The following is a 6,309-nucleotide window of genomic DNA, read 5'->3' as shown; positions in this document are numbered from 1 at the left end:
GTGGCGCGTGGATGCGACCATCCGGTATCTGCTCGGCGCGGTTGCGGTGGTGCGGGGTCGTTGTGGTGGCCGCGGCAGTGGCGCGTGGATGCGACCATCCGGTATCTGCTCGGCGCGGTTGCGGTGGTGCGGGGTCGTTGTGGTGGCCGCGGCAGTGGCGCGTGGATGCGACCACCGGGTATCCGTTCGGCGCGGCAGCGGTGGTGCGGGGTCGCCGTGGTGACCGCGGCAGCGGCGCGTCGACGCCACCACCGCGTACACGTTCGGCGCAGCGGGGCGTCGAGCCCGGTTGTTCCTCGCCCGTCGGCGGGGCGTGACGTGGAGGGCCGGCCCCGCCCGGGCGGGCGCGTGTCATCCCGTTGGCCCTGCTCCGGCTGCGCCCGCCGCCCGCGCCCAGTGGACTGGGCGCGGGGGGTCCTGGAGGTGTGAGGCGATGCGTGAGCGGCCCGGCACAGTCGTGGCGGCCGTCGTCGCCGTGGCCCTCCTGGCCGTCGGATGCACCGCCGCCGACGGCGGCGGCCGCGAGCGCCGGGTCTCGCCCGCCCCCTCCGCCGCACCGCGGGAGCGCGCGCCGCACAGGACTCTGCCCGGCCTGCCCCCGGACATCGCCCGGCAGCGCCTGGCCTGGAAGGCCTGTTCCACCGAGGACGCCGTCCGGGGCGGCGCCGCACTGCGCCCGGAGGCGGACTGCGCCTGGCTCACCGTGCCCGTCGACTACAACGCGCCCGACGAGCACAGCATCGACCTCCGGGTGGTGCGCGTGAGGGCGCCGGGGCGTGAGCGGCGGCTCGGTTCCCTCGTGTTCAATCCCGGCGGCCCCGGGGAGGCGGGCGCCGCCATGGTCGCCGGCGGCGCGTTCGAGGCCACGGCCCGGGTGATGGACCGCTACGACCTCGTCGGCTTCGACCCCCGGGGCGTCGGGCGCTCGGCACCGCTCAAGTGCCCCCAGGGCACGGGCGGCGACCTCATCCCGCGGACCCGTGAACAGGTGGACGCCGAGTTCAGGGCCGCCGCCGAGCAGGGCGAGAGCTGCCGCAGGGCCGGGGGCCGGCTGCTGCCCCACATGGACACCGTCAGCGTCGCCCGCGACCTGGACGTGCTGCGCGCCGCCCTCGGCGAGAACAGGCTGAACTACCTCGGCATCTCCTACGGCACCTACATCGGCCAGCACTACGCCCACCTCTTCCCCGACCGGGTGGGCCGCTTCGTCCTCGACGGCGTCGTGGACCCCGGCACCGACCAGACCCGCACCGCCCGCAACGACGTCAAGTCCCTCGACGACAGCTTCGCGAGCTACGCGCGGGCCTGCGCCGCCCTGCGCTGCGCCCTCGGCCGGACGCCCGGCGAGATCGTCGCCACGACCACCGAGTTCGTACGGGGCCTGGATGCCCACCCCGTGCCCGCGTCCGGAGGCGGCAGGCTCACCACCGGCCTGGCCGTCCAGGGCATCCGTGCGCCCCTCTACCAGTCGGACAGGTGGCCGGACCTGACGCGGGCGCTGCTCGACGCGATGGCCGGCAGGCCGGACGCCCTCATCGCCCTGGCCGTGGAACAGGTGCAGGTGCAGACGCAGGAGCAGGGCTCGGACAAGGCCGGCTCCCGGGACGAGACGCCCGTGGACCCCACGATGGCCCGCAACGCCGTCGACTGCCTCGACAAGCCGGGCCCCCGCAGCACCGGCGAACTCCTGGCCGACCTGGGTGAGTTCGAGAAGACGTCACCGCTGTTCGGGGCCACCGTTGCCACCGCCATGTTCCACTGCGCCGCCTGGCCCCTCGCGCCCACGGGCCGGGCCGAGCCGCTGACGGCGCCCGGCGCCCCGGGCATGGTCCTGGTCTCCTGGTCCGTCGACCCGGCCACACCGCTCGGCAATGCCGAGGCCGTGCGGAAGAACCTGGGCACCGCCTCCCTCGTCGTCCGCGAAGGCACCGGCCATTCGGCCTACGCCAGCGGCTCGGACTGCACCGACGCGGCCGTGGACGCGTTCCTCGTCGGGGGAAGGCTGCCACCGCCGAAGGTGGAGTGCAGCGGCTGAGGCGCCGCCGAGCGCCGCCGCTCCCGGCGCACGACCAGCAGGGCGGCGTCGTCGGACAGCGCACCGCCGGTGTACGCGCGTAGGTCGGCCACCAGCCGGTCCACCAGCGGGCCCGGTGCCAGCTCCGGCATGCCCGCCAGGCGCTCGGCCAGCGGATAGAAGCGGCCGGACGCGTCCCTGGCCTCGGTCACCCCGTCCGTGTACAGCACCAGGAGATCGCCCGGCGCGAAGGCGAAGTGCAGGAAGTGGTAGGGGCCCGTGGCCAGCTCCCGCAGCGCCAGCGGCGGGTCGGGCTCCGGCGTCTGCACCTCGGTGACCTCGCTCGCGCGCCACAGCAGCGGCGGCAGATGGCCGCAGTTGACCAGCTCCGCCGGGCCGTCGGGGTCCGCCACCTCCAGCAGGACCGCGGTGACGAACTCCTCGCCCACCCGGCGCCGCACCACCGTGGCGTCCAGCCGCCGGGCCACCGTGCGCAGCTCCGGCTCGACCTGGGCGGCCTCCCGGAAGGTGCCGAGCACGTCGGCCGCGGTCTCGATGGCCGGCAGGCCCTTGCCCCGCACGTCGCCGACGATCAGCCGGGTCCCGAAGGGGGTGGCGAGCACCTCGTACAGGTCGCCGCCCACGCGGGCCTCGGCGTCGGCCGCCAGATAGCGCACCGCCACCCGCAGCCCGTCGATCCGCTCCGGCAGCGGGCGCAGCAGGGTGCGCTGCGCCGCCTCCGCGACGGAGCGCGACTGCAGCAGTTCGCGCTCCCGGGTCGAGACAAGGACGACGTTGGCGGTGCTCACGCAGGTGATGGCCAGCACCGTGGCGCCGGCGGTGAGGTGGACGGCGAGCGGCACCTCGGTGTCGGCGAGGCCGAGGAGGGGGACGAAGGCGAGGGCGAGCAGGCCCACCGTCAGGGGGACGCGGGCGCGCCGGGTGCCGCCGATGCCGGCGAGCGCGGGGGCCGTGGCGAGGACGGGGGAGAAGGTCAGCTGGGGGTTGGTCCACAGATCCAGCGCGACGGCGACGGTGAGCAGCGCGTAGGCGGCCGCGACGAGCAGGCGCGCGCCGCGCGGGAGCGGGGATGTCTCGGGCGGCCTGTCGCGACCTGGGTCTCGCTTCATGGTGGTTTCCCACCCTAGGCGGCGGACGTCCCGCCGCAAGCGGACCGGCCGCGCGGCACGTTTCGTCGGATGGTGGGATGGAACGCCCATCGGTGTCCGGCGCACGGACACCGGTTTGGCATGAACGGTCCTATGCCCCGAAAAAAGGACATTACTCCATAAAGGTGATCGCCGTGACCTTCCGCGGTGCCGCGCGGACGGGTCGCCGATGATGGCCACTGTGAGCGGCAAGGTGGAGACGCACGACGTGCTGATCGTCGTGTACGACGGAGTGCAATTGCTGGACGTCGCAGGTCCCTTGGACGTCTTCGACCGGGCCGCGTCCGAGGCGGAGGCCGGCTACCGTGTACGCCTGGCCTCCCTGGGCGGCCGGCCCGTGGCCACCTCCGCCGACGCCCACCTGGGCGTCGGCGCGGACCTCGCGAGGGTGCGCAAGCCCCCGGACACGCTCGTGGTGGCGGGCGGCCGGGGGTACGCCGAGGCCGCCGCCGACCGCGACCTGCTCCGGCACGTGCGACGGCTCTCCGCCGGGGCCCGGCGCACGGGTTCGGTGTGCACCGGCGCGTTCGTCCTGGCCGAAGCGGGCCTCCTCGACGGGCGCCGCGCCACCACGCACTGGGCGTTCTGCTCCGAACTGGCCGCCGGCTACCCGGCCGTCTCCGTGGAACCCGACGCCATCTTCGTCCGGGACGGCGCGGTCGTGACCTCGGCCGGCGTGACCGCCGGCATCGACCTCACGCTGTCCCTGCTGGAGGAGGACTTCGGCCCCGAACTGGCCCGCGCCGTGGCGAAGTTCCTGGTGGTCTTCATGCAGCGGCCCGGCGGCCAGTCGCAGTTCAGCACCTTCAGCCGCGCCGACCCGCCGCGCGGCGGCGCCCTGCGCGAGCTCGTCGAGGCCATCGACGCCCACCCCGCCGACGACTTGTCGGTGCCCGCGCTGGCCGCCCGGCTGGGAATGAGCCGGCGCCACTTCAGCCGGCAGTTCAGCCGGCAGGTGGGGACCAGCCCGGGCGCGTACGTCGAACGGGCCCGGGTCGCCGCGGCGCGCGCCCTGCTGGAGAGCACCGCCGACAGCGTCGACGCCATCGCCGGACAGTGCGGCTTCGGCACGGTCGAGACGATGAGGCGCGCCTTCGTCCGCGAGGCCGGCGTGTCACCGGCCGCCTACCGCGACCGGTTCCGGCGGGGCTGACTCCCGGGTGGCAGCCCCGCCGCCGACATCACTCCGACCCGGGGATCTTCCGTGTGGTGACGGCGATCCGGTTCCAGGCGTTGATGGTGAAGATGAGTGCGATCAGATGCGCCAGCTCCTCCTCGCCGAAGTGCCGGGCGGCCCGCTCGTACACCTCGTCGGGCACGAAGCCGTCGGTCAGGACGGTCACCGCCTCGGTCAGGGCGAGCGCCGCCTGCTCCTTGTCCGTGTAGAGGCCGGCCTCCTGCCAGGCGCTGAGCAGGAAGATCCGCTCCTCGCTCTCACCGGCCTCACGCGCGTCGCGGGTGTGCATGTCCAGGCAGTACGCGCAGTGGTTGATCTGTGAGGCACGGATCTGGACCAGGCCGACGAGGGCCGGTTCCAGGCCCGCCGTCGCGGCCGCGTCCAGCGCGATCATGGCCTTGAAGACCTTGGGGGCGGCCTTGGTGAAATTCATGCGCTGTGCGCGCTGTGTCGTCGTCATGGTCACGACCCTAGGCATGGAACCGGCCTGCTCCATGGTGCAATTCGGGGATGAAACCGAAGGTCAATCAGGCGGGTCCGACGCCCGCCGACAGCTCGGGAAGCGACCTCCACCTGGAGCTGTCCGACGGGCCGGGCGGCCGGCGCGGCGCACTGATGCGCGCGCTGCGCGAGGCCGTCCGCACGGGCCGGCTCACGCCCGGCACCCGGCTGCCGCCCTACCGTTCGCTGGCCACCGACCTGGGCCTGGCCCGCAACACCGTCGCCGAGGCCTACGCCGAACTCGTCGCCGAGGGCTGGCTCACCGCCCGGCAGGGCTCGGGCACCCGCGTCGCCCACCGCGCGGAACCGCCGAGCCCCCAGCGCCCCCGCAAGCCCACCACCCCCTCCCGCCCCCGGCGCCCCGCCTACGACCTGGTCCAGGGCACCCCGGACGCCTCCGCCTTCCCCCGTACCGCCTGGATCGCCGCCACCCGCCGCGCGCTCACCGCCGCCCCCCACGAGGCCTTCGGCCCCGGCGACCCCCGCGGCCGCCCCGAACTGCGCCGCGCCGTGGCCGAATACCTCGCCCGCGCCCGCGGCGTACGCGCCGACCCGCAGCGGATCGTCATCTGCTCCGGCTTCGCGGGCGCCCTGCGGCTGCTGGGCCGGGTGCTCGACGGCACGGTCGCCGTGGAGTCGTACGGGCTGGGCTTCCACCGCTCCCTGCTGACCGCCGCCGGACTTGCCACGGCGACCCTGCCCATCGACGAACACGGCGCGCGCGTCGACCGGTTGCGGGAGACCCGCGCCCGTACGGTGTTGCTCACCCCCGCGCACCAGTTCCCCACGGGTGGCCCGCTGCAGCCCGCGCGGCGGGCGGCGCTCGTCGACTGGGCCGTCGAGGAGGACGGCCTGGTCCTGGAGGACGACTACGACGGCGAGTTCCGCTACGACCGCCAGCCGGTCGGAGCCGTACAGGGCCTGGACCCGGAGCGCGTGGTCTATATCGGTTCGGTCAGCAAGAGCCTCTCCCCGGCGCTGCGTCTGGGCTGGATGGTGCTGCCGGGGCACCTGGTGGATGCCGTGCTCGCGGTGAAGGGGGAGCGGGAGTCCTGGGCGAGCGCCCTGGAGCAGCTGGCCCTCGCCGACTTCATCGCCTCCGGCTCCTACGACCGCCATGTGCGCCGCATGCGCCGCCACTACCGCCGGCGCCGCGACCGGCTCGTCGCCGTCCTCGCCGAACGCGCCCCGCACGTGCGGATCACCGGCGTCGCGGCCGGTCTGCACGCGGTGCTCGGACTCCCGCCGGGCACCGAACGGGCCGTGGTGCGGGCCGCCGCCTGGCAGGGGCTCGCCGTCGAGGGGCTGGAACTCTACCGGCACGGCGAGGCCACGGGTGTGCCGGACGACGGCCTCGTCGTCGGCTACGGCACCCCGCCGGAGCACGCCTTCGCGGGCGCGCTGGACGCGCTGTGCCAGGCGCTGCCGCCGTCGTCCTGAGAGCGGGG

At 74.9% G+C, this 6,309-nt stretch carries 5 protein-coding genes; 3 read left to right on the top strand and 2 right to left on the bottom strand.

Going from position 1 to position 6,309, the window contains the following annotated elements:
* Positions 1-433: 433 nt before the first annotated feature.
* Complete coding sequence (locus AB0F13_RS17980; RefSeq protein WP_362082557.1) at positions 434-2,035, top strand: alpha/beta hydrolase; 1,602 nt, start codon at positions 434-436, stop codon at positions 2,033-2,035.
* On the opposite strand, the gene AB0F13_RS17975 is transcribed toward AB0F13_RS17980, so the two are convergent.
* Complete coding sequence (locus tag AB0F13_RS17975; RefSeq protein WP_362082554.1) at positions 1,942-3,144, bottom strand: PP2C family protein-serine/threonine phosphatase; 1,203 nt, start codon at positions 3,142-3,144, stop codon at positions 1,942-1,944. The two genes, AB0F13_RS17980 and AB0F13_RS17975, sit on opposite strands and share 94 nt — an antisense overlap.
* Positions 3,145-3,355: 211 nt before the next feature.
* Between AB0F13_RS17975 and AB0F13_RS17970 the strand changes: the two genes are divergently transcribed.
* The gene (locus tag AB0F13_RS17970; protein ID WP_362082676.1) at positions 3,356-4,336 is read left to right on the top strand and encodes a GlxA family transcriptional regulator; all 981 of its coding nucleotides are present in this window, start codon (positions 3,356-3,358) and stop codon (positions 4,334-4,336) included.
* A gap of 28 nt (positions 4,337-4,364) precedes the next feature.
* Here the strand turns inward: AB0F13_RS17970 and AB0F13_RS17965 are convergent, their stop codons facing one another.
* A complete protein-coding gene (locus AB0F13_RS17965; protein WP_362082551.1) occupies positions 4,365-4,820 on the bottom strand; it encodes a carboxymuconolactone decarboxylase family protein in 456 nt (151 codons plus the stop codon).
* Positions 4,821-4,870: 50 nt separating this feature from the next.
* Between AB0F13_RS17965 and AB0F13_RS17960 the strand changes: the two genes are divergently transcribed.
* Complete coding sequence (locus tag AB0F13_RS17960; protein WP_362082548.1) at positions 4,871-6,301, top strand: PLP-dependent aminotransferase family protein; 1,431 nt, start codon at positions 4,871-4,873, stop codon at positions 6,299-6,301.
* Positions 6,302-6,309: the final 8 nt, after the last annotated feature.

Origin of the sequence: Streptomyces sp. NPDC026206 (genome assembly GCF_040638465.1) — a bacterium.
Lineage (GTDB): Bacteria > Actinomycetota > Actinomycetes > Streptomycetales > Streptomycetaceae > Streptomyces.
Note: the sequence above shows the minus strand (reverse complement) of the source record. Positions and strands in the feature narration are given on the sequence as shown.

Excerpts from the sequence above, each read along its gene's own strand:
- AB0F13_RS17980 (WP_362082557.1), top strand. The coding sequence starts at position 434 with ATGCGTGAGCGGCCCGGCACAGTCGTGGCGGCCGTCGTCGCCGTGGCC.
- AB0F13_RS17975 (WP_362082554.1), bottom strand. The coding sequence starts at position 3,144 with ATGAAGCGAGACCCAGGTCGCGACAGGCCGCCCGAGACATCCCCGCTC.
- AB0F13_RS17970 (WP_362082676.1), top strand. The coding sequence starts at position 3,356 with ATGGCCACTGTGAGCGGCAAGGTGGAGACGCACGACGTGCTGATCGTC.
- AB0F13_RS17965 (WP_362082551.1), bottom strand. The coding sequence starts at position 4,820 with ATGACGACGACACAGCGCGCACAGCGCATGAATTTCACCAAGGCCGCC.
- AB0F13_RS17960 (WP_362082548.1), top strand. The coding sequence starts at position 4,871 with ATGAAACCGAAGGTCAATCAGGCGGGTCCGACGCCCGCCGACAGCTCG.